Annotated in this window: 21 protein-coding genes; 10 read left to right on the forward strand and 11 right to left on the reverse strand. The window is 65.2% G+C overall.

Annotated elements, in window-relative coordinates:
* Positions 1-107: 107 nt before the first annotated feature.
* From V8J55_RS08365 to V8J55_RS08380, 4 genes are all read right to left on the reverse strand, one after another.
* Positions 108-2294: a PQQ-dependent dehydrogenase, methanol/ethanol family gene (locus V8J55_RS08365; protein ID WP_336445165.1), complete on the reverse strand. Its 2187-nt coding sequence runs from the start codon at positions 2292-2294 to the stop codon at positions 108-110.
* 227 nt (positions 2295-2521) lie between these two features.
* Positions 2522-3361: a type I methionyl aminopeptidase gene (map, locus tag V8J55_RS08370; RefSeq protein ID WP_336445166.1), complete on the reverse strand. Its 840-nt coding sequence runs from the start codon at positions 3359-3361 to the stop codon at positions 2522-2524.
* A 63-nt stretch (positions 3362-3424) separates the two neighbouring features.
* Positions 3425-5764: an ATP-dependent Clp protease ATP-binding subunit ClpA gene (gene clpA, locus V8J55_RS08375; protein WP_336445167.1), complete on the reverse strand. Its 2340-nt coding sequence runs from the start codon at positions 5762-5764 to the stop codon at positions 3425-3427.
* A gap of 746 nt (positions 5765-6510) precedes the next feature.
* Positions 6511-6780, reverse strand: a complete 270-nt coding sequence (locus tag V8J55_RS08380) for a hypothetical protein (RefSeq protein WP_336445168.1) — start codon at positions 6778-6780, stop codon at positions 6511-6513.
* 110 nt (positions 6781-6890) lie between these two features.
* Here V8J55_RS08380 and V8J55_RS08385 point away from each other — a divergent pair, with 110 nt between their 5' ends.
* The gene (locus tag V8J55_RS08385; protein ID WP_336445169.1) at positions 6891-8363 is read left to right on the forward strand and encodes an ATP-binding protein; all 1473 of its coding nucleotides are present in this window, start codon (positions 6891-6893) and stop codon (positions 8361-8363) included.
* 193 nt (positions 8364-8556) lie between these two features.
* Positions 8557-10041, forward strand: a complete 1485-nt coding sequence (locus V8J55_RS08390; RefSeq protein ID WP_336445170.1) for a peroxidase family protein — start codon at positions 8557-8559, stop codon at positions 10039-10041.
* A 44-nt stretch (positions 10042-10085) separates the two neighbouring features.
* Here the strand turns inward: V8J55_RS08390 and V8J55_RS08395 are convergent, their stop codons facing one another.
* Entirely contained in the window at positions 10086-10283 is a 198-nt protein-coding gene (locus V8J55_RS08395; protein WP_336445171.1) for a DUF1192 domain-containing protein, read from the reverse strand.
* A gap of 118 nt (positions 10284-10401) precedes the next feature.
* Between V8J55_RS08395 and V8J55_RS08400 the strand changes: the two genes are divergently transcribed.
* The 3 genes from V8J55_RS08400 (at position 10402) to V8J55_RS08410 (ending at position 12752) form a co-directional block, all read left to right on the forward strand.
* A complete protein-coding gene (locus V8J55_RS08400; protein ID WP_336445172.1) occupies positions 10402-11403 on the forward strand; it encodes an NAD(P)H-quinone oxidoreductase in 1002 nt (333 codons plus the stop codon).
* A gap of 72 nt (positions 11404-11475) precedes the next feature.
* Complete coding sequence (locus V8J55_RS08405) at positions 11476-12042, forward strand: hypothetical protein (RefSeq protein ID WP_336445173.1); 567 nt, start codon at positions 11476-11478, stop codon at positions 12040-12042.
* 89 nt (positions 12043-12131) lie between these two features.
* The gene (locus V8J55_RS08410; RefSeq protein WP_336445174.1) at positions 12132-12752 is read left to right on the forward strand and encodes a glutathione S-transferase family protein; all 621 of its coding nucleotides are present in this window, start codon (positions 12132-12134) and stop codon (positions 12750-12752) included.
* Positions 12753-12755: 3 nt separating this feature from the next.
* On the opposite strand, the gene V8J55_RS08415 is transcribed toward V8J55_RS08410, so the two are convergent.
* Positions 12756-13442 carry an FMN-dependent NADH-azoreductase gene (locus V8J55_RS08415; protein WP_336445175.1) on the reverse strand — a complete coding sequence of 229 codons (687 nt, stop codon included), beginning with the start codon at positions 13440-13442 and terminating at the stop codon, positions 12756-12758.
* A 129-nt stretch (positions 13443-13571) separates the two neighbouring features.
* On the opposite strand from V8J55_RS08415, the gene V8J55_RS08420 reads away from it, so the two are divergent.
* The 4 genes from V8J55_RS08420 (at position 13572) to V8J55_RS08435 (ending at position 17296) form a co-directional block, all read left to right on the forward strand.
* Positions 13572-14492 (forward strand): LysR substrate-binding domain-containing protein, encoded by a 921-nt coding sequence (locus tag V8J55_RS08420; RefSeq protein ID WP_336445176.1) that lies wholly within the window; start codon positions 13572-13574, stop codon positions 14490-14492.
* Between the two features lie 104 nt (positions 14493-14596).
* Positions 14597-15232: a DUF1013 domain-containing protein gene (locus V8J55_RS08425; RefSeq protein ID WP_058539946.1), complete on the forward strand. Its 636-nt coding sequence runs from the start codon at positions 14597-14599 to the stop codon at positions 15230-15232.
* 4 nt (positions 15233-15236) lie between these two features.
* Positions 15237-16361, forward strand: coding sequence for an MBL fold metallo-hydrolase (locus V8J55_RS08430; RefSeq protein WP_336445177.1), 1125 nt, complete (start codon positions 15237-15239; stop codon positions 16359-16361).
* Positions 16361-17296 carry a TraB/GumN family protein gene (locus tag V8J55_RS08435; RefSeq protein ID WP_336445178.1) on the forward strand — a complete coding sequence of 312 codons (936 nt, stop codon included), beginning with the start codon at positions 16361-16363 and terminating at the stop codon, positions 17294-17296. The genes V8J55_RS08430 and V8J55_RS08435 overlap by 1 nt, the downstream gene beginning before the upstream one ends.
* 7 nt (positions 17297-17303) lie before the next feature.
* On the opposite strand, the gene V8J55_RS08440 is transcribed toward V8J55_RS08435, so the two are convergent.
* Positions 17304-17579, reverse strand: coding sequence for a hypothetical protein (locus V8J55_RS08440; RefSeq protein ID WP_037518141.1), 276 nt, complete (start codon positions 17577-17579; stop codon positions 17304-17306).
* A gap of 132 nt (positions 17580-17711) precedes the next feature.
* On the opposite strand from V8J55_RS08440, the gene V8J55_RS08445 reads away from it, so the two are divergent.
* Positions 17712-18890: a DUF481 domain-containing protein gene (locus V8J55_RS08445; RefSeq protein ID WP_336445179.1), complete on the forward strand. Its 1179-nt coding sequence runs from the start codon at positions 17712-17714 to the stop codon at positions 18888-18890.
* Here V8J55_RS08445 and V8J55_RS08450 read toward each other — a convergent pair.
* The 4 genes from V8J55_RS08450 to V8J55_RS08465 all read right to left on the reverse strand — a co-directional run bounded on the left by V8J55_RS08450 (position 18887) and on the right by V8J55_RS08465 (position 23409).
* Positions 18887-19342 (reverse strand): VOC family protein, encoded by a 456-nt coding sequence (locus V8J55_RS08450; RefSeq protein ID WP_336445180.1) that lies wholly within the window; start codon positions 19340-19342, stop codon positions 18887-18889. The genes V8J55_RS08445 and V8J55_RS08450 overlap by 4 nt on opposite strands.
* Positions 19343-19352: 10 nt before the next feature.
* Positions 19353-20888, reverse strand: coding sequence for a M20/M25/M40 family metallo-hydrolase (locus tag V8J55_RS08455; protein WP_336445181.1), 1536 nt, complete (start codon positions 20886-20888; stop codon positions 19353-19355).
* A 91-nt stretch (positions 20889-20979) separates the two neighbouring features.
* Positions 20980-22503: a fumarate hydratase gene (locus V8J55_RS08460; protein WP_336445182.1), complete on the reverse strand. Its 1524-nt coding sequence runs from the start codon at positions 22501-22503 to the stop codon at positions 20980-20982.
* 69 nt (positions 22504-22572) lie between these two features.
* Positions 22573-23409 carry a hypothetical protein gene (locus tag V8J55_RS08465; protein ID WP_336445183.1) on the reverse strand — a complete coding sequence of 279 codons (837 nt, stop codon included), beginning with the start codon at positions 23407-23409 and terminating at the stop codon, positions 22573-22575.
* Positions 23410-23417: the final 8 nt, after the last annotated feature.

Consider the following 23417-nt stretch of genomic DNA (forward strand, 5'->3'; position numbering starts at 1 on the left):
GTGCCAATTGGCGAATCGCGGGGTTCTGGTAAGAAATTTGAAACGAAAGAACGCCGCTGCCCAAGGGGTGGGCAACGGCGTTCTTAGGGTGCCTAATTTTTGGGCGGTCAGCGTCCCATCGGTGCCGAGGAGTCGGCCAGATTGGCCTTGGTCCAGTTCGACCGGTCGATGACATAGGCGCGAAGCGCTTCGGCGTCGGCGGGCGTGAGCACCTTCGCGAAGCTCACCATGCCGCGGTCCTTGAGCGCGCCGTCGATGATCACCGATTTCCACGCATCGGCGTTTGCGAGCGTACCCGAGACGCGGAGGTCGGGAGTGAAACCGTTGCCGATCGCGCTGTCGCCGTGACAGACGATGCAATAGCGCCCGAAATGTGCTTTGCCCGCCGCAACCTGCGCGGGCGTGCCGAACTGCGGCGGCGGGTTCCACGCGAGCGCCGCCGACGCGGGCGGCGCGGGGAGCTTCACCGTGCCGCCGATTTTCATCACGACGAGGCGCGGGATATTGGGCACCTTACGCGTCACGCCGCCCGCAACCCCGGCGACGAGCGGAAAGGCGCCGCCCTTGCTCGTCTGGAAGGCGACATATTGCACCCCGCCGACGCGGAAGGTCGAGGGCGCGCTGACGATCCCTGACTGCATGTCGAGGTCGAGCAATTGCTTGCCGGTGTCGGCGGCATAGGCGCGGAAGCGGCCCGTGCTCGTTCCCTGGAATACCAGATTGCCCGCGGTCGTCATCGTGCCGCCGTTCCACGCCGCGGGATGGTCGACCGCCCACGCGACCTTGCCGGTGCGCGGGTCGAAGGCGACGAGGCGGCCGGTGGTGGCGGCGACCGCGGCGCGATACGCCGCCTTGTCGTCGGGCATCATCGTCGCGGTCAGCGACGAGCCGGTGTTGAAGCCGACGACCTTGCGTTTATCGAGCTCGGTCATGTCGGCGAGATAGCCCTGCGGTATCTGCTGCGCCGGAATGTAAACGAGCCCCGTCGCCGGATTGAAGCTCATCGGGTGCCAGTTGTGCGCGCCCAATGCGCCGGGGATAGCGATGAAGGGCTTGCCGGTCTTGTAGAAGCGCGCCTCGGGATTTTCGATCGGGCGGCCGGTCGCCATGTCGTAACCCGTCGCCCAGTTGATGCCATCGACGAAGGGCTTGGCGTCGATCAGCTTGCCGCTCGCACGGTCGATGGTGAAGAAGAAGCCGTTCTTCGGCGCATGGTACAGCACCTTGACCGGCTTACCGTTCACCGCCTGCTCGGCGAGGATGATCGGCTGGGTCGCGGTATAATCCCACGTCTCGCCGGGCGTCTCCTGATAATGCCATTTATATTTGCCCGTCGTGGCATCGAGCGCGACGACCGACGAGAGGAACCAGTTATCGCCCTCGCCATTCGAGCGCGTGCCGTGGTTCCACGGATTGCCGTTACCGACGCCGAGATAGATCTGGTCGAGATCTTTGTCGTAGACGATCGCATCCCACACGGTGCCGCCGCCGCCCGAGGTTTGCCACTCGCCCTTGTCGGACCATGTCGCGTTGGCCTTGGTTGCAAAGATGTCGTCCGACGCCGCGCCGTCCTTGGCTTTGGTCGGGTTCGGCGCAGTGTAGAAGCGCCAGCGCTCCTTGCCCGTGTCGGCGTCGTAAGCGGTGACATAACCGCGCACCCCGAATTCGGCGCCGCCGTTGCCGATCAGCACCATATCCTTCACGACGCGCGGCGCGCCGGTGATCGTATAGGGTTTGGACGTGTCGAAGGTCTGCGTCGACCACAGCTCCTTGCCTGTCTTCTTGTCGAGCGCGATCAGGCGGCCGTCGAGCGCGCCGACAAAGACCTTGTCGCCCCAGACCGCGACGCCGCGATTGACGACGTCGCAGCACGCCGAAACTGCGCGCTCACCGGGAACCTTGGGATCGAATTTCCATAAAGGTTTGCCGGTTGCGGCATCCCATGCGCTGACCTTTGACCAGGCGTGGGTGACATACATCACGCCATCGACGACCACCGGGGTCGCTTCCTGCCCGCGCGCATCGTCGAGGTCGGCGGTCCATGCGATGCCGAGGTTGCCCACATTCTTGTCGTCGATATCGGTCAGCGGGCTGAAGCGCTGCTCGTCATAGCTGTAACCGATCGCGCCCCAATTGTCGCCGTTGCCGCCGGTCTTGAGCAGGGTCTCGCTGGCTTTCTCGGCATCGTCGAGGGCGCTGCCACCCGAGATACTGTCATTCTTCGACGCGTTGCATGAAGCCAACGCCAGTGCCGCGCAGCCCAGCAGCGCGGCTGTCCAGACCCGTTTCGCCATCCCTTGCTCTCCCGTTCGACGCCTATCGTTGACGTTAACGTCAAGACTGCGCGCGATGGCGCAAGGGTGCAAGCGGGAAAATGGGGGTGGGGAGGGGGGCTTAGCGTGCGACGCCTTGACTGCTCCCCGGCGAAGGCCGGGGGCCAGAGCGAAATAGAAACCAACGTCGCGTGATAACGCACTGGCCCCGGCCTTCGCCGGGGAACAGTCAAGGCGTCACGTCTCGCTTATGCCCAAGGCGGGGCGTTCAGACCCTTGGGGCTGGCTGTGAAAATCTCGCAGCCTGTCTCGGTGATTCCGATGCTGTGTTCGAACTGCGCCGAGAGGCTGCGGTCGCGCGTCACCGCGGTCCAGCCGTCGGCGAGCATCTTCACCGCATATTTGCCGGTGTTGATCATCGGCTCGATCGTGAAGAACATGCCGGGGCGAAGTTCGGGTCCGGTGCCGGGGCGTCCGGCGTGGACGACCTCGGGCGCGTCGTGGAACATCTGGCCGAGGCCGTGGCCGCAGAAATCGCGGACGACCGAATAGCGATGTTTCTCGGCGTGGGTCTGGATCGCGTGCGCGACGTCGCCCATGCGGTTGCCGGGCTTCGCTTGCTCGATGCCGAGCATCAGGCATTCATAGGTGATCTCGACGAGGCGCTTCGCCTTGATCGGCACATCGCCGACCAGATACATGCGGCTGGTGTCGCCGTGCCAGCCGTCGACGATGCTGGTAACGTCGATATTGACGATGTCGCCCTCGCGCACCGGCTTGTCGTCGGGGATGCCGTGGCAGACGACATGGTTGATGCTGGTGCAACAGCTATGCGTGAAACCGCGATAGCCGAGCGTCGCTGGAATGCCGCCGCCGTCGAGCATCATCGTGCGGACAAGGTCGTCGATTGCGGCCGTGGTGACACCCGGCTGGACGAAGGGAACGAGCGCGTCGAGGATTTCGGCCGACAGCCGCCCCGCCTTGCGCATGCCGGCAAAACCCGCCTCGTCGTGCAGCTTGATCGTGCCGTCGCGAACGCGGGCGGGGGCCGCAGCGTCGGCGGCGGTTACGGAGACATAGTCGTACATAAGAGCGATATAGTCGCTGGAGGCCGAAAAAGCGAGGGGCGGCCGTCGGCCGCCCCGTCACCTTTATTCTGCGGCCTTCTTCGCCTTGTCGGCTTTCGGCTTGCCCTTGCCGCCCTTGGGCGGGGCGGGGGTGATTTCGAAGGCCAGCGGGTTGCCGACATGCGCGTCGTCGCCGGTCTTCATCTTCACCTTGACCTCGCCGCCATGGACGAGCTTGCCGAACAGCAGTTCCTCGGCGAGCGGCTGCTTGATCTTTTCCTGGATCAGGCGGCCCATCGGACGTGCGCCATAGAGCTTGTCATAACCCTTGCCGGTCAGCCATTCGCGCGCCGCATCGTCGAGCTGGATATGGACGTTGCGGTCGGCGAGCTGCAGTTCGAGTTCGAGGATGAACTTGTCGACGACGCGCGCGACCACCTCGGGCGGCAGATAGCCGAACGGCACGATCGCATCGAGGCGGTTGCGGAATTCGGGGGTGAAGAGATTCTTCACCGCTTCCTCCTGCACATCCTCGCGGGTGAACTGGCCGAAGCCGATGCCCTCGCGCGCCATGTCGCTCGCGCCCGCATTGGTCGTCATAATCAGGATGACGTTGCGGAAATCGACCGTCTTGCCGTGATGATCGGTCAGGCGGCCATGGTCCATGACCTGCAACAATATGTTGAACAGGTCGGGATGCGCCTTTTCGATCTCGTCGAGCAGCAACACGCAATGCGGGTTCTGGTCGATCGCATCGGTAAGCAGACCGCCCTGATCGTAACCGACATACCCCGGGGGCGCACCGATCAGGCGGCTGACCGAATGGCGTTCCATATATTCGGACATGTCGAAACGCTGGAGCGGGATGCCCATGATCGACGCGAGCTGTTTGGCGACCTCGGTCTTGCCGACGCCGGTGGGACCCGAGAAGAGATAGTTGCCGATCGGCTTCTCGGGATCGCGCAGGCCCGCGCGGCTCAGCTTGATCGCCGACGACAGCACCTCGATCGCGGTGTTCTGACCGAACACGACGCGCTTGAGGTCGGTTTCGAGGCTCGCGAGCGTCGCCTTGTCATCGCTCGACACCGATTTGGGCGGGATGCGCGCCATTGTCGCGATCACGGCCTCGATCTCCTTGGCGGTGATCGTCTTCTTGCGCTTCGACGGGGCGACGAGCATCTGCATCGCGCCGACCTCGTCGATCACGTCGATCGCCTTGTCGGGCAATTTGCGGTCGTTGATGTAACGCGCCGACAGGTCGACCGCGGCGTTGATCGCGTCCTGCGTGTAACGCACCTGGTGATGCGCCTCGAACGCGCTGCGCAGACCCGCGAGGATCTTCTTGGTGTCCTCCAGCGTCGGTTCGACCACGTCGATCTTCTGGAACCGGCGGAGAAGCGCGCGGTCCTTTTCGAAATGGTTGCGGAACTCCTTATACGTCGTCGAGCCGATGCAGCGGATCACGCCGCCCGACAATGCGGGTTTCAGGAGGTTCGACGCATCCATCGCGCCGCCGCTCGTCGCGCCGGCACCGATGACGGTGTGGATTTCGTCGATGAACAGGATCGCGTGCGGCAGGCCTTCAAGCTCGGTCACGACCTGTTTCAGCCGCTCCTCGAAATCGCCGCGATAACGCGTGCCGGCGAGCAGCGCGCCCATGTCGAGCGAATAGATGACCGCGGGCAGCAGCACCTCGGGCACGTCGCCCTCGATAATCTTGCGCGCGAGGCCTTCCGCGATCGCGGTCTTGCCGACGCCGGGATCGCCGACATAGAGCGGGTTGTTCTTCGACCGGCGGCAGAGGATCTGGATCGTGCGGTCGACCTCGGCATTGCGGCCGATCAGCGGATCGACCTTGCCGACCTTTGCCTTCTCGTTGAGGTTGACGGTGAACTGGTCGAGCGCGGTTTCCTTCTTGTTCTTGCCCTCGGCCTTTTCCTTCGTCTCTTCCTTTTCCTCGGGCTCGGCCTGCGGCGAGGGCTTGCCGCCCTTGCCGACGCCGTGGCTGAGGTAGGACACAGCATCGAGCCGCGTCAGATCCTGCTGCTGGAGGAAATAAACCGCGTAGCTTTCGCGTTCGGAGAAGAGCGCGACGAGGACATTGGCACCCGTCACCTCATCCTTGCCCGACGACTGGACATGCAGGATCGCGCGCTGGACGACGCGTTGGAAACCGCTGGTGGGGGAAGGATCGCTGTGCCCCTCGACCTTCAGGCTGTCGAGTTCGGTATCGAGATAATGGACGACCGCCGATTGCAGGTCGTCGAGCGCGACGCCGCACGCGCGCATCACTTCGGCGGCATGATCGTCGTCGATCAGCGCATAGAGCAGATGCTCGAGCGTCGCATATTCGTGGTGGCGCTCCGAAGCGGCCTTCAGCGCATTATGTAGTGTCTTTTCGAGGCTTTCCGAAAAGGACGGCATGGTCTTCATCTCCTTGCGGGGACCAGGCCGGGGAGAGCGGCCCCCTTAGAAATGCAACGTGGCGATGCCGCCGCCCCACCGCAAGGGAAAAGCGGTCGGCTTTGTGAAATTACGATGACGGGGGTTGCAGTGTGGTTAACGGGGCGTTGAGAATTTGGCGCAGGTCGCTTCAATCCACCTCGTCACCCCGGACTTGATCCGGGGTCCAGAAGGCGAGGGCAGCGATGGATCCCGGATCAAGTCCGGGATGACGACCGGGGGGGGATGCTTTGGGGTGGAAAGCCGACTTATTGCTAGCTAGGTTTCTGCATGGCCTTTTACCCCAAGATAAAGCTTTCGCGCCTCCGCGACATAGGTTGGTCACTTTGGGATCCCATTGGATTGGGGTCGCCGGGAGATGCTTGGCCGGAAAGCTGTGCCGATGAGTACGATAACTATACTGCTTAAGGTCTCGACGATGCTTTGTGTAGGGGAGTCGCGAGAAGACGCGAGCCAATATCTTTGTCAAATCGCAGGCGCCCATATGGGCTTATCGCATGTCGATGCGGACGCAGCTACTGCAACAGCGAATGCTATTGCAGACTATTTGGAGACCCTACCGGATGGGCCTCCCAACGTCCGCTAGCCGACATTGGCTGTCATGCTTCTTCCCCGGCGAAGGCCGGGGTCCAGAGCGCACTAAACTAACGCCTGCTCTTTAACGCTCTGGGCCCCGGCCTTCGCCGGGGAACACAGCTATCGGTCGCTTAGCCCCCGTCACTTTCCCCCGCCCGATCCACCATATCCATAAAGTCGCGCGCCGTATTCCGCTCGCCCTCGTCCTTGAACGCGACATCGAGGTCGGGCGCGACGCCGAGCATGTACATCAGCGCCCACAGAGCGAAGCGGCGGCCGGGGTTCGTCTCCAGCCCGAAGTCGACGCGCATGCGTTCGGTGCCCGCGGCGTGCGCCTCGGGGTGGATCGCCGCGAGGTCGGCGGTGCCGAAATAGCGGCGGAGCTGGTCGTCGAAATCCATGCCGCCCTTTTGGCTGCTTCACGCCGCTTGGCAAGGTCGCGCGGCAAAATCGGGCGATCAGAATGCCCGCCCGGTTGTCTTTGCCCAAGCGCCCCGATAGGGCGGCGTCCGTGAAGACCAGCATCGAGATCGGAACCGACAGCACCGGGCAGGGCGTGCACATCAACGTCCAGGAGCTGCTGGCGACGCGGCTGCTCGTCCAGGGCAATTCGGGATCGGGCAAGTCGCACCTTCTTCGCCGCATTCTCGAGGAAAGCGCCGAGCTGGTGCAGCAGATCGTGATCGATCCCGAGGGTGATTTCGTCACGCTCGCCGATGCGTACAGCCATGTCGTGATCAACGGCGGCGATTATAACGAGCGCGAGATCGCCGCGATGGGCGCGCGCATCCGCGAGCATCGCGCGTCGATCATCCTCAGCCTCGAATCGCTCGACATCGAGGCGCAGATGACGTGCGCCGCCGCGTTCCTGAACGCGCTGTTCGATGCGCCGCGCGAGCATTGGTTTCCCGCGCTGGTGGTGGTCGACGAGGCGCAGATGTTCGCGCCGAGTGTCGCGGGCGACGTCGCCGATAATGTCCGCCGCGCGAGCCTGTCCGCGATGACGAACCTGATGTGCCGCGGGCGCAAGCGCGGGCTTGCCGGCGCGATCGCGACGCAGCGGCTCGCCAAGCTCGCGAAGAATGTCGCCGCCGAGGCGAGCAATTTCCTGATGGGGCGCACCTTCCTCGACATCGACATGGCGCGCGCCGCCGACCTGCTCGGCATGGAGCGGCGGCAGGCCGAAGCGATCCGCGACCTCGAACGCGGGCATTTCCTCGGGCTCGGCCCCGCGATATCGCGGCGTCCGCTGTCGGTGCGTATCGGGTCGACGAAGACCGCGACGCGCATGGGAACGCACAGCCTGATGCCGCTGCCTGTCGCGGGCGGCGAGGATATGCGCTCGATGCTCTTCACCGAGATGGAAGCGCCGGTCGCGCCGCGCGTCTTTGCGCCCGAACCCGAACCCGTTGCGGCGAGCGAATTGCTCGAACGCATCGCGGCGAGCGAGGGGCTCCACGAGGATCACGACGCCCCGCCCGTGTTCGACATCGTCGAGGCGGCCGAGGAAGCGGGGCATAGTGACGCGGTGGTGATCGCGATGCTCGAGGAAATGCTGTCCGACCCCGACAGCGCCTTCCAGCCCGAAGCCTATCTCTATCAGGATTTTTCGGTGCGCTGCCGGATGCAGAAGCTGAAGAAGGTGCCGCTCGACCTCGCCGCCTTCCGCCGCCGCTTCGCGCTCGCCAAGGGCGGCGTGTTCGATCCATCGGAGCCGCGCTGGCGCGAGGCGCTGTCGGTCGCCGACCGGCTGCCGCATGACATGTTCGCCCCCTTCCTGCAGATCGCGCGCGCCGCGATGGACGGCGAGCCCTGCCCCGACGACGACATCCTCGGCCGCGCCTATGGCAGCCGGTCGCCGGGGCGTATCCGCCGGCTGGTCGAATATATGGAAAAACAGGGCGTGATCGTCGTGCGCGCCGATTTTGGCGGGCGCCGCTCGATCGGCATTCCCGAGCTTGGGCTCAGCACCGAAGCCGAATAGAAGGTCTGCGCTTCATCCCGTCGCGATTTCGCCGCGGCCCGGCAAGTTAATCCTGAATTAGCCACCTAAAATCTTGGGACCGCGCGCGGATGGGGGCAATCCTTGCCGCAGGTTCGCGCCTAAAACAGCGGATGCCAGCTCTCTTGGTGGGTGGATCGTCCCGACAATCCCAAAAACCATAGGAGAGACTGCCATGCCTCGTCACGGCGTATATCCGCGCGACATCGTTCCGCCGCGCTCCAAATATTCCGACGCCGGCCGTTTTGGCCGCATGTTCGGCGAATTGCCGCCCTTTGCCGCAGACACCCCCGATGTCCGCGCCGCGCTGATCGAGATCGGCAAGGTCGGGGGCATCATGGATGCCAAAGACAATCTGACCAAGACCCCCGCCGAGCTGATCACCAACCCGGCACTGTCGGCAAAGAACAGCGACAATCCGACGTTGACCGCGGGCTTCACCTTCCTCGGCCAGTTCCTCGATCATGACATGACGTTCGATCCGACCTCCAGCCTCGAGCGGCAGGTCGATCCCGAACAGATCGCCAATTTCCGTACCCCCAGCTTCGGCCTCGACAATGTCTATGGCGCGGGGCCGGGTGGCAGTCCGCATCTCTATGACACGCAGGGCGGCAAGGGCGGTAAGTTCCTGATCGAACCCACGGGCACGGCGAACAAGTTCGACGTGCCGCGCAACAGCCAGAAGGTCGCGCTGATCGCCGACCCGCGCGATGATGAAAATCTGATCATCGGCCAGCTTCAGGTCGCTTTCCTGAAGTTTCACAACGAGGTCGTCGACTATGTGAAGACCAAGATCAAGCTGACCGGTTCGGACGAGATTTTCGCCGAGGCGCAGCGGATCGTGCGCTGGCATTATCAGTGGATCATCGTCCACGAATTCCTGCGCAAGACGTGCGGCGACGCGGTGGTCGACGATGTGCTGACCAACGGCCGCAAATATTACAACTGGCACAACGAGCCCTATATCCCGGTCGAATTCTCGGTCGCGGCTTACCGCTTCGGGCACAGCCAGGTGCGGCCGTCGTACCGCGCGAACTTCACCGGCAACGGCGGCAATCCCTTCTTCGCGATGATCTTTACCCCGACGCCGTCGGATCCGAACGATCCCGACGATCTGTCGGGCGGTTGCCGCGCGCCGCGACGCTTCATCGACTGGCCGACCTTCTTCGATTTCAGCGACGGCAATGTGAAGCCGAACAAGAAGATCGATACGACGCTGTCGACCTCGCTGTTCCGCCTGCCGGGTTCGGTCGTGTCGAACCCCGATCCGAAATCGAACCCGGCCTCGCTCGCGCAGCGCAACCTGCTCCGCCACCTGACCTTCTCACTGCCGTCAGGACAGCGCGTAGCGCGAGCGATGAAGCTGCCCGAACTGTCGAAGGGCGACCTCGCCGATCTCAAGCCGCACGGTTTCGACGACCGGACGCCGCTGTGGTTCTATATATTGCGCGAGGCGCAGGCGACGCAGAATGGCGAGCGGCTGGGGCCGGTCGGCGCGCGCATCGTCACCGAAGTGTTCCTCGGGCTGCTGCAGGGCGACAAGGGATCCTATCTCTCGCAGGATCCCGAATGGCAGCCCTTTCTGCCGACGGTCGACGCGTCGAAGAAGGGCGACGATTTCCGGATGATCGACCTGCTGCGCTTCGCCGAGGTCGCGTAATATTGTAACCGCCGGTGCTTCGAAGCGGGCGCCGGCGGTTATCCTCACCCCTTTTTGAACAACGCCTCGGCGGCCGCCTTCTGGCTCGTCGCGGCGCTGCGGTGCGCCTTGATGCGCTCGATCTCGGCTTCGAGGATTTCGATGCGTTCGCCCAGCTCGTCGACCGACAGCGGATCGAGCGGCTGCTTGATCAGTGCCGTCAGCACATCGTCGCGGCGGCGGGGAAGGTCGTCATCGTCCATGGCGCATCCTCCTGGTCCCTAAGGTTAAAAGGCGCGCGACTGTTGACCCGTGTCGCGGCTCTGTCAATAAGGCGAGGCAGGGGGTAGGGGACGAAGGACCAGTGGGGGAATTAGCAGCGTGACCAGCGTGCCAGTAGAGATGACCGCCATCGCCATCAGTGCGCCGGGCGGGCCCGAGGTGCTACAACCGACAACGCGCCCGGTGCCCCAGCCCGGAGCGGGCGAGGTGCTGATCCGCGTTGCCGCGGCGGGGGTGAACCGCCCCGACGTGCTCCAGCGCATGGGCTTTTATCCGCCGCCGCCGGGCGCGTCGGACCTGCCGGGGCTCGAAATCGCGGGGACGATCGTCGCGGTTGGCCTGGGAGGCGATTCCGAGCTTCTGGGGCAGGCGGTGTGCGCGCTCGTCGCGGGCGGCGGCTATGCCGAATATTGCATCGCGCCCGCCGGAAGCTGCCTGCCGGTGCCGAAGGGCTTTTCGATGGAAGAGGCCGCGGCGCTGCCCGAGACCGTCTTCACCGTCTGGCACAATCTGTTTGAGCGCGGCTATGTGCGCGACGGCGAGACCGTGCTCGTCCACGGCGGCACCAGCGGCATCGGAACGACCGCGATCGGCCTCTGCAAATTGTTCGACATCAAGATCATCGTGACGTGCGGCAGCGCCGATAAATGCGCCGCCGCGACCACGCTCGGAGCCGATTTGGCGATCGATTATTCGTCCGAGGATTATGTCGAGGCGGTGAAGGCCTTCACCGGCGGCAAGGGCGTCAATGTCGTGCTCGACATGGTCGGCGGCGACTATCTGCCGCGCAATCTCGCTTGTCTCGCCGAGGATGGGCGCCATGTCACCATCGCGTTCCAGCGCGGCGCGAAGGTCGAATTCGACATCGCCGATGTGATGCGCCGCCGGCTGACGCTGACCGGCTCGACGCTTCGCGCCCGCAGCGCCGATTTCAAAGCGGCGCTGGCGGACGAAATCCATGGCACGCTCTGGCAGCGGCTCGCCGAAGGTGGTTGGAAGCCCGCGATGGACCAGGCGTTCCCGCTCGCCGAAGCCGCTGCCGCGCACGCGCGGATGCAGGCGGGCGAGCATGTGGGGAAGATCGTGCTCCGCGTGGGATGAACCGAGGGAACATTCGATAAGGATCGGCGGTTGAGCGAGCGGGGGCCAATCAAAAGAGGATGATCTCTCCTAATGAAGATGCGTAGTTTGTTGCTTCCCGCCACCGCTCTCTCCTTTGCCCTTGCGGCCTGTTCCGGGCCCGCCGAAACCGAAAAAACCCCGACCGCATCCTATGACGGTGACGTCGTGCCCGAGGGCAGGGCGGCCGAACCCGCCGTGCCCGCGATCAAGCCCGTCGACATCCCGACGCGCGGCGGCGACGGATCGCCGATCGAACTGGCGGCGCTCACCGAAGCCGACGTCAGCGGCGCCAAGCTCAAGGGCGAACTCGCGTGCAGCTTCGCCGCCGACGAAGCCGCGCAACCGATCCTTCATGCGCAGGGCGACGTCGCCTCGGCGGACCCGTCGCGCGGCATCGTGAAGGTCGGCGATACGATCGAGGCCGTGTCGGCGAACGGCGGCTTCGATGCGATGGCAAAGGGCACCAAATTCTTCAGCAAGGGCGTGCAGCTCCGCGTCGCGCTGGTCGGACCGGCGCCCGGCGGCGGCGAATCGCCGCCGCGTCCCGCGACGCTGACCGCCGACCGCGCCGACGGCGCGCAGCGCGTCTTCGCAGGGCTGTGGCGCTGCGGTCCGTAACCGCCGCTTGCGGGCACCGCGCGCACGCCGCATAGAGGCGTCGCCGCGGTGTCGGGAGACGGCGGCGTTTCATTACGATGGGGGCTGCAATGGGCGACAGGCCGATCCTTCACGAATATGCCGCGAGCGGCAATTGCTACAAAATCCGCCTGACCGCGGCGCTGCTCGACTGTCCGATCGAACGACGCGAATATGACATTATGAAGGGCGAGACGCGCACGCCCGACTTCCTCGCGAACGTCAACGCCAATGGCCGCATCCCGGTGCTGCAGGTCGGCGACAAATTCTTGCCCGAAAGCAATGCCGCCTGCTTCTGGCTCGCCGACGGGACGCACCTCATCCCCTATGACCGGTTCGAACGCGCCGACATGCTGCACTGGATGTTCTTCGAACAATATAATCACGAACCCAATGTCGCGACCTTGCGGTTCTGGATGAAGTGGATCGGCGAGGCGAATTTCACCGAACTCCAGCGCGCGCAGGTGCCGGCGAAGCAGGCGGCAGGCGCCGCGGCGCTGCAGCTGATGAACGACCATCTGGCGGCGCACGACTGGTTCGCCGGGCAGGACCTCTCGCTCGCCGACATCGCGCTCTATGCCTATACGCATGTCGCCGAGGAGGGCGGGTGCTTCGCACTGTCCGATTATCCGGCGGTGCAACGCTGGCTGGCGCGGGTCGAGGCCGAGCCCGGCTATATCAGGATGGGATAGGGGTCAGGCCGCCACGCACTCTTCCAGATCGGCAACCAGCCGGTCGACCAGCGCATCGACGCGGCTTTCCGCGGCGGCGATCGATTGGGCGAGGCGTTCGTCGGCGAACTCGTCAAATTCGACCGCGATCGAATCGGTGTCGCGAAGCCCGATATAGGCGAGCGGCGCTTTCAGGCCGGCCTCGACGAAATTGACGTCGGCCTGGCGACCGCCCGGATCATAACCATAATCGCCGCGCGCGCCGAGGATGACCAGCCGCTTGCCGGGGGGCAGCATCGGCCAATAGGGCTCGCCCGCCCGCCCGCGGTCGAAGCCGAACGTGACGCCGACACGAACGATCTTGTCGAGCCACGCCTTCAGCGGTGCCGGCATGCCGAAATTATACATGGGCGCCCCGACGACGACGAGGTCCGCAGCGATCAGTTCGGCGACCAGATGGTCGCTTTCGGCCAGCCGCGCGCGCTGTTCGTCGCTGCGCCGGCCGGGCGGGGAGAAAGCGGCGGCGATCCATTCGGCGTCGACATGCGACGGCGGAGCGAGGCCGACGTCGCGATAGACGATCTCATCCTGCGGCCGTGCGATCGACCAACGGCGCACGAGGCGTTCGCTCAACCGCCGGCTGTGCGAACCGTGCCGGTCCTGACCCGAAAGGCCGGGCCGGGCGCTGGAATCGATGTGGAGTATACGCAAGGGCGATGTTGCAGGGGAGTTCATAGAAGAGTCCAGTTCATTTAACGAGGTGACTGGACGCATATATTCCCCTATAATTTTGGTAGTCGAACGCGAATATCTCAGCTGATGGATCGATTTTACTCATCTATGACACGGAATCGGAAACTGCCGCCGCTCGCGACGTTGCGCGCCTTCGAGGCCGCGGCGCGCCATCTCAGTTTTCGAAAGGCCGCGGGCGAGCTGGGAGTGACGCCGACGGCGATCAGCCACCAGATTCGTCTGCTGGAGGATGTGCTGGGGCTCGCGTTGTTCACGCGCCGCGTGCGGCAGGTCGCGCTGACCGAAGCGGGCGAGCGACTATATCCGACGTTGCGCGACGGATTCGATGCATTCGACCGGACGCTCGCCGATCTCGCTCCGGAGTCCCGGCGTGCGGCGGTGACATTGACCGCGACGATCCAGTTTACGGCACGCAGGCTGCTGCCCGCGCTCGGCTCGTTTCGCGAACGCTTTCCCGATTTCGACCTGCGGCTGCATTCCTCGAACGAGGCGGTCGATCTGGCTGCGGGACTGGCCGATGTCGCGGTTCGTTATGGTCGCGGGCCCTTTGACGGGCTGGTCAGCCGACCGCTTTTTTCGGAACGCTTCGGATTGCTTTGCAGCCCGAAGCTCGGTCTCACCGGGCCAGAGGATCTCGCGCGCGCCACCTTGCTGCACGTCGACTGGTGCCAGCCCGCCAACGCGTCGGACTGGCGGCGGTGGGCGCGGATTGCCGGGATGGAGGGGCTGGCCGTCGATGAAGGGCCGCGTTTCAGTTCGGACGATCACGCCTTGCAGGCGGCGGTCGCGGGGCATGGCGTGGCGATCGGCAGCCTGATCCTCGCCCGGCCCGAGATCGATGCGGGGCTGCTGGTCCATCCCTTCGGCCCGGTCATCGAAGGCGAGAGCTACCATATGCTTGCGACCCCCGCGAACATGGCCTGTGCCGACGTGCGGGCGGTTTGCGCGTGGCTCGTCGAATCTGTCGCGGGCTTCGCCGCCGGCGACCACCTCTTGCCCGCAGCCTAAAACAGGTCTACATCAGCCACCGAACGGCCGCCCCGCGAGGGGCGGCCCTTATTATTTCCGCTTGGAGAGTTTCCGTCATGGCCAACGCCGATGCCACCCCGCTGATGCCGCACGCGACCGCCGCCTGGCTGGTCGACAACACCGGCCTCACCTTTGTCCAGATCGCCGAATATTGCGGCATCCACATCCTCGAAGTGCAGGCGATCGCCGACGAGACCGCCGCGACCAAATATACCGGCCGCGACCCCGTCCGCGCACACGAACTGTCGATGGAAGAAATCGAAAAGGGTCAGAAGGACCCGAACTACAAGCTCAAGATGAGCAAGCAGGCGCAGGACACGATCCGCCGCACCCGCGGCCCGCGCTACACCCCGGTCAGCAAGCGCCAGGACAAGCCCGACGGCATCGCCTGGATCCTCAAGAACCATCCCGAAGTGTCGGACGGCGCGATCGGCAAGCTGATCGGCACCACGCGCAACACGATCGGCGCGATCCGCGACCGCAGCCACTGGAACAGCGCGAACATCGTGCCCAAGGATCCGGTGACGCTCGGCCTCTGCTCGCAGCGCGAGCTTGATGCGCTCGTCGCCAAGGCGGCGAAGAAGGCGGGCATCAAGGCGCCCGAGGACAGCCGCTTCGAAGGCGACCGCGAAGCGTTGCTCGAAGAGCTGCGCGCCGAACGCACCGCCGCGAACGAAGCGCGCGCCGCCGAGGAAGCCGAAGCCGACGGCGAAGCCTGACCGCATGTCGGGCGGCGACGAGGACAATATCCCGGCGGCCAGCGGTTCGCCGGATGCTTCGCTGACCCAGGACGACAGCTTTACCGCGACGAGCCATGCGGGCCTCACCTATCCGTGGGGCGAAGCCGCTCCCGGACCGGGCGAGACGATCCGCATCGCGAACGGGATCAGCTGGGCGCGCATCCCGATGCCGGGGTCGCTTGGCCATATCAATAGCTGGCTGCTCGACGATGGCGATGGCGTTGCCGTCGTCGATACCGGCATCTGCCTGACGATGTGCTCCGATGCGTGGAAGGCGCTCTATGTCGGCGCGCTGAAGGACAAGCGCATCACGCGCGTCATCGGCACGCACCTCCACCCCGACCATATCGGCCTCGCCGGCTGGATCGCGAAGAAGCAGGACGTCAAACTGTGGATGACGCGCGGCGAGATGCTCACCGCGCGCGCGATCGTCGCCGATTCGTCCGACACCGCCCCCGACGAGGTGCTGACGCAGTCGCGTGCCGCGGGCTGGGACGAAGCGGCGATCGAGGCACAGCGCTCGCGCGGCTGGAACATGTTCCAGCGCATGATCTTTACGCTGCCGCGTTCCTATGTGCGGATCGCGGATGGCGAGACGCTCGACATGGGCGCGCACCGGTGGCGCGTCGTCACCGGGTCGGGGCACAGCCCCGAACATGCGTGCCTGTGGAACGAGCGTGAGGGCGTGCTCGTCTCGGGCGACCAGGTGCTGCCGCGGATCAGCTCGAACGTCTCGGTCAACATCACCGAACCCGACGCCGATCCCTTGGGCGAATGGCTGGCGTCGATCGACAAGCTGCTCGCGACGGTGCCCGCCGATGTCGTCACCTGCCCCGCGCATGGCGAGCCGTTCAAGGGGCTGCACGTCCGCCTCATGGCGCTGCGCGACGAGCATCGCATGCGGCTCTACAACCTCGCAGAAGCTGCGGCGAAGGCGCCGATGCGCGCGGTCGACAGTTTTCCGCTGCTGTTCAATCGCCCGATCGGCGAGCATAATCAGGGACTCGCGACGGGCGAAGCGCTTGCGCATCTGAAGCGGCTCGAGGTCGAAGGGCGCGTGCAGCGCGAGGACCGCGACGGCGTGTGGTGGTATCACGGCGTAGCCTGATGCGCGGTCTGATGGCGATCCTGTTGGCTACCGCGACGGTGGCATCGCCCGCCGCGTGGGCGGCCGAGCCGCTGGCTACCGATCAGGCGAATGACGAAATCGTCGTCACGGCGCGCCGGTCGGGCGCGCCGATGTGGACGATCCAGACACGGACCGGGGTCGTCATCCTCGTCGGCGAGATCGCGGCGGTTCCGAAAGCGACGCCGTGGCGTCCCGAGCGGCTCGAAGGCGCGACCGACCGGGCGCAGCGCGTCATCCTCGGCACCAAGGCGAAGGTGTCGCCGGGCGACATCTTGCGGCTGATCTTCAAGGGCGGCGGACTCACTAAATTGCCGAAGGCGCGCGTCGCCGCCGACTATCTCGACGCGCGCCAGATGCAGCGGCTCCACGCGCTCGAAACGCGGTTCGATCAGGATTATGCGCGCGCGAATTTCCTGATGACGGCGTTCGACCTGCTGTCGAAGCGGCTCGCCTTCAACAAGGACAGCGCCGACGACGCGTCCGACGTCGTGCGCAAGGCGGCGCGCCAGTCGAAAATTCCGACCCAGCCCGTCGGCGAGGTGCGCGGCGAGGATATGCTAGACAATCTGTTCGCCGCGGCGCCCGAAACGCATATCGCATGCCTCGAAGCCGCGATGGCGGCGACCGAGGCGAGCGGCGATGTGGTGACCGATCGCGGCCGCGCGTGGACCGAATTCGACGTCCCCGCGGTGATGGCGAGCCCGCTCGAGGAGGCGCTCGGGCGCTGCTGGCCATGGACGAACGACAGCTTCGGCCCAGCGCTGCGCCAGACCTGGGTTGGCGCGATCCGCGACGCGACGGCGCAGCCCGGCGTGACGCTGGCGGTGGTTCCGCTGCGCATATTGGCCGAAAAGGACGGCGTGCTCGACCAGCTCAAGTTGCAGGGCCTGCCGATCGCCGGCCCCGCCTGGTAGCCACGGCCTATCGCGGTCTTTGCATGATCCAGCTGAACGCCATCGCGTTGAAGATCGTATAAAGGCCATAGAGCATCAGCGCGGTGAACCAGTTCCGCGTCGCGATCGCCATCGCGCCGACGAGCAGCAGGAATTCAAAGACATAGGTGATGTTCGGCCCGACCTTGTCCGCGAGCGGTTTGACCATCTGCTGGATCAGCGGATCGTCGCTTTCCATGAAGGCGCGGTGCATCGCGAAATTGCCGACCCCGGCGCAGAAAATGGCGATGAGCGCGATAACCATAGGTTTGCAAATGGGGGACGCGGGGTGGAAATGCCAGCAACTTTCGGTTTATAGGGGCGCATCGCTCGCGCACCGGCCCCGCGCGAACGATCGAACGAACCCGGCTCCTGCCCCCAGAGAAGGACGTCTTCGGTGACAACTCTCCCCCGCCTGGCCGCGCTTTGCCTGCCGCTCGCTCTAGCCGTGCCGGCGCACGCGGCGCAGGAACCGGTCGATCCCCCGCAGCCGAACCCCGTGCTTGTCGACCCGGTGCTCGCCAATCCTATTCCCACGGCACTGATGGAGCTCGACCCGGCGTTGCCCGGCTCGGTGCGCGCGATGATCGACGCCGCCTTCGCGAGCGGCGACAACGATGATGTCGAAGCGGTGGCCAAGGTCGCCAGACGGACCAACCCGCGTAATATCGGCGAAATCGACGCGCTTCTCGCTTATTATCGCAGCGAGCATCCGCCGGAGACGCCGCCCGACCCGGTGGGCAATATGCTCGCGGCCGCGATGGCGACCGCCAAGGATGCCGATGTCGAGGCGGTGGCAAAGCTCGCGAAGGAAACCAACCCCGAGAACGCAGTGGAGATCGAGGAACGGCTCCTCGCCTATCGCGCCGAACGAAAGCGCCTGCGGGACGAAGCGGCGGCGGCCGAGCGCGCCAGACTGGCCGCGTCGAGATTCTGGCAGAACTGGAAGGGCGAGGGGCAGATCGGCGCGTCGCAGAGCAGCGGCAACACCGAATCCCTGGGGCTGAGCGCTGGCGTCGCGCTCGCGCGCAAGGGGATCGACTGGACGCACAAGTTTCGCGCGCAGGCCGATTACCAGCGCACCAACGGCAAGACGTCGGTCGAACGCTATATGGGCGAGCTGGAGCCGCAATATCGGATCAACGACCGCACCTTTGCCTTTGGCCTCGGCCGCTGGGAACATGACCGGATCCTCGGGTACGACACGCGCTGGAACCTGTCGGGCGGGCTCGGTTACAAGGTCGTCGATAGCAAGAAGATGACGCTGAGCCTGAAGGGCGGGCCGGCGTTTCGCCAGACCGACTTCGTGAACGGCGAAGAGGACACCGAACTGACCGCGCTCGCGGGACTCGATTTCGGCTGGCAGATATCGCCGACGCTGCGGCTGACGCAGGTCGCATCGACGATCATCGGCGAGGCCAATGGGTCGACCAGCTCGCAGACCGCGCTCAGCGCCAAGCTGACCGGCGCGCTGTCGGCGCGCATCGCCTATTCGGCGCAGATCGACACAAGCCCGCCGCCAGGGATCGAAAGCGTCGACACGCAGACGCGCTTTACGTTGGTGTACGGCTTCTAGTCGAACGCGCCCGCCCCGCCGATCTGCTCGCCCTCGGCAAGTAGACCGACGCCGGGTACATGGTTGAACTCGATCCGGATGCCGTCGGGATCCTCGAAAAGGATCGAATAATAGCCGGGCGCCCAGGGCTCTTCCTGCGGAGCATGGACGATATGGATATCGTCGCGGGCTTTCAGGAAGGCGCCGACAGCATCGATTGCGGCGCGGTCGCGCATGCGGAAACAGGCGTGGTGCAGCCCGGGTGCCCCTTGATCGAAGCGCTTGCCGGCATTTTCCGGGCTGCCGGTGCGGATGCCGATCGCGGTGCGGCCGCCGACGCCATAGAGCATATATTCGCTGTCGAGCACGATCTTGAGATCGAGATAGCCGATCATCGCGCGCCAGAAGGCGGTCGATCGCTCGAAATTCCCCGCGGTCAGGATGACGTGCGCGACGCCGTTAAGGTCGCTCATTGGCCCCTCCCTATTTGATCGCCGCCAGCACATAGAGGAATTCGGCGAAGCCCATCGTCGCATCGACAAGCCCCGCGACCTTCGGATTGGTCGAATCGATGAGGAAATATTCGTCGGGGGCGTGCGCGCCCGAGCCATGACCGATGCCGAAATGCGCCGCGGGGATCGACACCGGCGGCGCGGTGAAGGTCGATCCCGGCCAGCTGCCCGCCATCCGCGGGTTGAGGCTCGTCGCGACCCCGAGCTTCTTGTAGGTCGCGAGTTCCGAGCGGATGAGGCGGCTGTCCTCGGCGACCTCGGTCGGATCGTAACCGCCTGAGACATTGACCTCGACATCGGTGAAGCCATGTTTGTCGAGATGCGCGCGCAGCTTCTTTTCGGCCTCGGCGCGCGTCTGGTTGGGGACAAGACGGAGGTCGAGCTTCGCGACCGCCTTGCCGGGCAGCACGGTCTTGCCGCCGGGGCCGGTATAGCCCGCGACGAGCCCCTCGATATTGACCGTCGGTTCCTGCGCGAGGCGGATCAGCGCGTCGTCGTAGGAGAGATTGTCGATCCAGTGGGTGATGCCGAGCGCCTGTTTCTGCTGCGCCTCGTCGCCCGCCTTCGCGGCTTCGCGGATCAGCGTCTTTTCACGGTCGGTGAGCGGGCGGACATTTTCGAACCAGCCTTCGATCGCGGGCTTGTTGCCATCGGGGGTGACGAGCGTCTGGAGCGCCTGCACCAGCCGCCATGCGGGCGAATCGACCATCGCCTTCAGGCTCGAATGCACGTCGCCTTTCGGCCCGCGCCCCCATTTCTCACCGCTTGCGACGAGTTCGAGCTCGATGATCCCCTTCGATCCCAGGTTGACCGTGACGTTGCCGGTCTTGCCCTGCGAGGCGAAGGGGATGAAGATGCCTTCGCATTTCTTGAGCGCGGCGAGGATGTTGGGCTTGGTCGCGATCTGGCGGAAGTGCGGCGATCCGATTTCCTCCTCGCCCTCGCACACGAGCACGATGTTCACAGGCAGCTTGCGCCCTGCGGCGCGGATCGCGTGGAGCGCGGCGAGGAAGGTCGCCTCGGGCCCCTTCTGGTTCACCGCGCCGCGGCCCATGATCGCCTGCCCGAAACCGGGACGCTCGACCATCTTGCCCTCGAGCGGGGGCGACGACCATTCGGCCGGGTCGAATTGTTTGACGTCATACATGAAATAGATACCGAGCGTGCGCTTGGCGCCGACGTCGATCGTCCCGAACACGCCGGGGTGGCCGTCGGTCGGTACGATCTCGACATTGGTGAAGCCCGCGTCTTTCGCGAGTTCGGCCATATAGGCCGCGCCTTCGGGCATGCTGCGATTCTCGGCGGCGATCGAGGGGAGGGCGATCCAGTCGCGGATGCGCTTGATCGACGCGTCCTTGCCCGCCTCGGCGGCCTTGCGGATATCCGTCATCGTCCCCGACTGCGCCCAGAGCGGGATCGGCTGCATGAACGCTGCGCCGGCCCCCAGCATCGCGGTGCCGCGCAGCATGTCGCGGCGATTCAGTCGGTTAAGCTCACGGAAATCCATCATGCGTCCCCTGCTGCTTCGAATGCGAAGCAATGTGCCGCATCGACGGGGAAACACAAGGCCGTGTCGGGGACTTACCGTTACGTGCGCGCTACGCCTTCTCGAGCAACCCCTCGTCCTTGATCCGCTTTTGCCACAGCATTGGTGCGTTGACGTGGACGTTCTGGCCTTCGCTGTCGACCGCGACGGTGACGGGGAAGTCCTGGACCTCGAACTCGTAGATCGCCTCCATGCCAAGGTCCGCGAAGCCGACGACCTTCGACCCCTTGATCGCGCGCGCGACGAGATACGCCGCGCCGCCGACCGCCATGAGGTAGGCGCTCTTGTGCTTGGCGATCGCCTGCGTCGCGGCGGGGCCGCGCTCGGCCTTGCCGACGCAGGCGAGCAAGCCCTGATCCAGCATCATGTCCATGAATTTGTCCATGCGCGTCGCGGTTGTCGGACCCGCGGGGCCGACGATCTCTTCGCCGACGGGGTCGACCGGGCCGACATAATAGATGACGCGGCCCTTGAACTCGACGGGCAGTTCCTCGCCCTTCGCCAGCATGTCGGCGATGCGCTTGTGCGCGGCGTCGCGGCCGGTGAGCATCTTGCCGTTGAGCAAGAGGCGGTCGCCCTGCTTCCAGCTGGCGACGACTTCGGGGGTGAGGTTGTCGAGGTCGACGCGGATCGCCGCCTTGTCGGGCGCCCAGTCGATCTGCGGATAGTCGGCAAGCACCGGCGGTTCGAGGAAGGCCGGCCCGCTGCCGTCAAGCGTCACATGCGCGTGGCGCGTCGCGGCGCAGTTGGGGATCATCGCGACGGGTTTCGACGCGGCGTGCGTCGGCCAGTCGGCGATCTTGACGTCGAGCACGGTCGCGAGCCCGCCGAGCCCCTGCGCGCCGATGCCGAGCGCATTGACCTTTTCATACAGCTCGATGCGCAGTTCCTCGGTCGGGTTCGACGGCCCGCGCGCGAGCAATTCGGTCATATCGATCGGGTCCATCAGCGACTGCTTCGCGAGCAGCATCGCCTTTTCGGCGGTGCCGCCGATGCCGATGCCGAGCATGCCCGGCGGGCACCAGCCGGCACCCATCTGCGGCACCATTTCGAGCACCCAGTCGACGATCGAATCCGATGGGTTCATCATCTTGAACTTCGACTTGTTCTCGCTGCCGCCCCCCTTCGCGGCGACGTCGATATGGACCTTCGCGCCCGGGACCATTTCGACGTTGAGCACCGACGGCGTGTTGTCCTTGGTGTTGACGCGGCTGAACGCCGGGTCGGCGAGGATCGAGGCGCGGAGTTTGTTGTCAGGGTGGAGATAGGCCTTGCGCACACCCTCATCGACGACCTGCTGCAGGCTGCGCGGGCTATCAAGGCGGCAGTCCATGCCCCATTTGATGAACACCGTGACGATGCCCGTGTCCTGGCAGATCGGCCGATGCCCCTCGGCGCACATGCGGCTGTTCGACAGGATCTGCGCCATCGCGTCCTTCGCGGCAGGCGAGACTTCGCGTTCGTACGCAGCGCCCAAGGCGCGGATATAGTCCATCGGATGGAAATAGCTGATGTACTGGAGCGCGTCGGCGATCGTTTCGATCAGGTCGTCTTCGCGGATGATCACGGTGTTCATGTGCAGCCTTTCGCCCTTTTTGGGGATTCGCGGCCTCCCTAGACCTGCACGGCCGGGGTGGACAAGGGGTCAGGTGCGGCGGCGGCCGAAGACGCGGCGCGTCGATGAGGCGGGTTGTGGTTCGTCGGACACGGGGACCGCATTCCCCAAATCGACAAGCGGGCGTTTGCGGATAAGCGCCTGCCAACTGCCTACAGCGGCGAGCGCAAGGAGCAGAAGCCAGCCGCCCGCCGCCGAGGGGATCAGCGCCCAAGCGAAGGCGGCGGGGGTGATGATCGCCATCGCGGTCGGGATCGCGGCGAGGATCGCGATCGTCCCGAACAGCGCCCACCAGCGCCCGATCTGCGTCGCCGCAGCGCCGATCATGGCATTGGTCGCGCCAAGCAGCAGGAACTTGGCGGCGACGGGATAGGGCAGGCTTGCCATAGCCGGCGAATAGTCGCCGAGCGTGAAGGCGGCCTGGATGTCGAAGAGCAGGTAATTCTCCCACGCGTCGCATAGCGCCGCAGCGACCGGCAGCACGGCGGCGGCGAGAAGCGCGCGGAGGCGAAGTTCGTGCCAGAGTGCGATGCAGCCGCTGGCGAGGAAGCCGGCGTAGAGCAGCATATAGAGATAGTCGCGCTCGTTGCCGGTCCGCATCGCGGCGAGGCGCGTGACCTGCTCGGGATCAGTATAGAAGCCGAAGATCGCTTCGAGATCGGCCTGGCCGCCGGCGAACTCGAACGCGAGCACCGGGGTGCCATAGCCCGGCGCGATGTCATGCCCCGTCTGCGGAAAGACCTGACCCAGATACAGGCCGAAGAGCAGCGTCGCGATGCCGAACGCTAGCGTCCAGACCCATGCACGCGTCGGTGCGGACGGGCGGGTCCGCTGCGTTTCGATCCAATGCTGGAGCCCCCCGACCATCGTTTAGA

The organism is Sphingopyxis sp. CCNWLW2, from assembly GCF_037095755.1.
GTDB lineage: Bacteria > Pseudomonadota > Alphaproteobacteria > Sphingomonadales > Sphingomonadaceae > Sphingopyxis.

Coding starts and splice junctions, on each gene's coding strand:
- V8J55_RS08380 (WP_336445168.1), bottom strand. CDS start 6,780: ATGGATTTCGACGACCAGCTCCGCCGCTATTTCGGCACCGCCGACCTC.
- V8J55_RS08425 (WP_058539946.1), top strand. CDS start 14,597: ATGCCGCACGCGACCGCCGCCTGGCTGGTCGACAACACCGGCCTCACC.
- V8J55_RS08395 (WP_336445171.1), bottom strand. CDS start 10,283: ATGGACGATGACGACCTTCCCCGCCGCCGCGACGATGTGCTGACGGCA.
- V8J55_RS08435 (WP_336445178.1), top strand. CDS start 16,361: ATGCGCGGTCTGATGGCGATCCTGTTGGCTACCGCGACGGTGGCATCG.
- V8J55_RS08365 (WP_336445165.1), bottom strand. CDS start 2,294: ATGGCGAAACGGGTCTGGACAGCCGCGCTGCTGGGCTGCGCGGCACTG.
- V8J55_RS08450 (WP_336445180.1), bottom strand. CDS start 19,342: ATGAGCGACCTTAACGGCGTCGCGCACGTCATCCTGACCGCGGGGAAT.
- map (WP_336445166.1), bottom strand. CDS start 3,361: ATGTACGACTATGTCTCCGTAACCGCCGCCGACGCTGCGGCCCCCGCC.
- V8J55_RS08455 (WP_336445181.1), bottom strand. CDS start 20,888: ATGGATTTCCGTGAGCTTAACCGACTGAATCGCCGCGACATGCTGCGC.
- V8J55_RS08410 (WP_336445174.1), top strand. CDS start 12,132: ATGGGCGACAGGCCGATCCTTCACGAATATGCCGCGAGCGGCAATTGC.
- V8J55_RS08430 (WP_336445177.1), top strand. CDS start 15,237: ATGTCGGGCGGCGACGAGGACAATATCCCGGCGGCCAGCGGTTCGCCG.
- V8J55_RS08465 (WP_336445183.1), bottom strand. CDS start 23,409: ATGGTCGGGGGGCTCCAGCATTGGATCGAAACGCAGCGGACCCGCCCG.
- V8J55_RS08405 (WP_336445173.1), top strand. CDS start 11,476: ATGAAGATGCGTAGTTTGTTGCTTCCCGCCACCGCTCTCTCCTTTGCC.
- V8J55_RS08390 (WP_336445170.1), top strand. CDS start 8,557: ATGCCTCGTCACGGCGTATATCCGCGCGACATCGTTCCGCCGCGCTCC.
- V8J55_RS08440 (WP_037518141.1), bottom strand. CDS start 17,579: ATGGTTATCGCGCTCATCGCCATTTTCTGCGCCGGGGTCGGCAATTTC.
- V8J55_RS08420 (WP_336445176.1), top strand. CDS start 13,572: ATGACACGGAATCGGAAACTGCCGCCGCTCGCGACGTTGCGCGCCTTC.
- clpA (WP_336445167.1), bottom strand. CDS start 5,764: ATGCCGTCCTTTTCGGAAAGCCTCGAAAAGACACTACATAATGCGCTG.
- V8J55_RS08460 (WP_336445182.1), bottom strand. CDS start 22,503: ATGAACACCGTGATCATCCGCGAAGACGACCTGATCGAAACGATCGCC.